A 1,944-nucleotide genomic window follows, 5' to 3' on the forward strand; every position below is an offset into this window, starting at 1 on the left:
TGCCTCGTCGACGCCGTGGACGACGACGCGTGGGTCCTTGCCGTCGACCTCGCGAGCGGGCTCGACCCTGCCGGTGAGCAGGGCGAGGACGATGCCGTGTGGGCCGACGAGACGGTCACCTTCGGCACCCCGAAGCCCGTCCACCTGCTCCCCGCCGGTGAAGCCGCGACCGGTCGCCTGACCGTCGTCGACATCGGCGTCGAGCTCGACGACGTGCCCGCCGCCGTCGAGCGGCTGACGTGGGACGACGTCGCCGGCCTCTGGCCGGTCCCCGGCAGCGGCGACGACAAGTACTCCCGCGGCGTGCTCGGCGTCGTCGCCGGCAGTGAGGCCTACCCGGGCGCTGCCGTGCTGTGCACGACCGCCGCCGCCGAGTCCGGCGTCGGCATGCTCCGCTACGTCGGCACGCCCACCCCGGTCGGGCTCGTCCACCAGGCCGTGCCCGAGGCCGTGGTCGCGGAGGGGCGGGTCCAGGCCTGGGTCGTCGGCCCGGGTCTCGACACCCAGGCCGACGACGAGCGCTCCCGCGCCCAGCTCGAGGCAGCCCGAGCCGCCCTGGCGAGCGACCTGCCGGTCGTCGTCGACGCCGGGGGACTCGCGCTCGTCGACGGACGCCGCGACGCACCGACGGTCCTGACGCCCCACGCCGGCGAGCTCGCGCGGCTGCTGACCCGCCTCGAGCGCCCCGCCACGGGGACTGATGACGCACCTTCGGCCGGTTCCGGGCCCGGCTCACGCACGGGGAAGGCGGGAAGGTCCGTCAACCGTCCCACCGACGATGCCGACGACGCGCAGCAGGAGGTCTCCGCGGACGACGTCAAGGGCGACCCGCTCGGGCACGCCCGGCGTCTGGTCGCCCTGACCGGCGCCACCGTGCTGCTCAAGGGCGCGACCACCCTCGTCGTCACCGAGGGCGAACCGGTGCGCTCCCAGGCAGATGCGCCGCCGTGGCTCGCCACCGCCGGGGCCGGCGACGTGCTCTCCGGCGTCATCGGCGCCCTGCTCGCGGCCGGCCTCTCACCGCACGATGCAGCCTCCCTCGGTGCCCTCGTGCACGGCGTCACCGCCGACCGGGTCTCCGGCGGCGGCCCGCTGCGGGCGCTCGCGGTGGCCAACGGCATACGGCCCACGGTGCGCGACCTGCTGGCCCGGGGACGGACGGCGCCCGGCTGAAACCGGTGGACCCCCGTCCGCGTCCCGCACGCGGAGACCAGCATCCGGACCCCCCAAGACGACCTGCGAGACTGCACCGATGAGCCAGACCGACGCCTCCGACGCCGAGCGGACCGCGACGCCCGCCGGCAACCCGGCGTCCCCGCCAGAGACCCACGGCCTGACCGTGTGGGCCGAGATCGACCTCGCCGCGCTCGAGGCCAACGTGCGCACGCTGCGCGCGCTCGCCCCGACGTCCGAGTTCATGGCCGTCGTCAAGGCCGACGCCTACGGCCACGGGCTGCTGCCGGTCGCACGTGCCGCGCTGCGCGGCGGGGCCACATGGCTCGGGGTGGCCCAGTTCGCCGAGGCGTTCGCGCTGCGTGACGCGGGCCTCACGACGCGGCTGCTGACCTGGCTCAGCGTGCCCGGCGCCGACTTCGCCGGCGCCGTGGAGCGCGACATCGACCTCTCCGCATCGGCGCCCTGGGTGCTCGACGAGATCGCGTCGGCGGCGTCGGCGCTCGGCCGCACCGCGCGGGTCCACCTCAAGGTCGACACGGGCCTGGGCCGCGGGGGCGCCTTCGGCCCCGACTGGATCACGCTCGTAGAGCACGCGCGCCGGCACGAGGCAGAGGGATCCATCCGCGTCGTCGGCCTCTGGACCCACTTCGCACACGCCGACTCGCCCGAGCACCCCACCGTGCTGGCCCAGCAGGAGCGCTTCTTCGAGGCCGTCACCGAGGCCGAGCGGGAGGGTCTCGAGCCCGAGGTGCGTCACCTCGCGAACTC

General features: G+C 75.7%; 2 protein-coding genes. Both read left to right on the plus strand.

Annotated features, from left to right (window positions below; translation table 11 throughout):
• The coding region (locus AC1DP0_RS21400; protein WP_478088516.1) for an ADP-dependent NAD(P)H-hydrate dehydratase at window positions 1-1,173 on the plus strand (1,173 nt) is incomplete at its 5' end.
• Between the two features lie 79 nt (window positions 1,174-1,252).
• A partial coding sequence (locus AC1DP0_RS21405; RefSeq protein WP_478088518.1) for an alanine racemase occupies window positions 1,253-1,944 on the plus strand: 692 nt, incomplete at its 3' end.

This window comes from Terrabacter sp. P5_B1 (assembly GCF_056400505.1).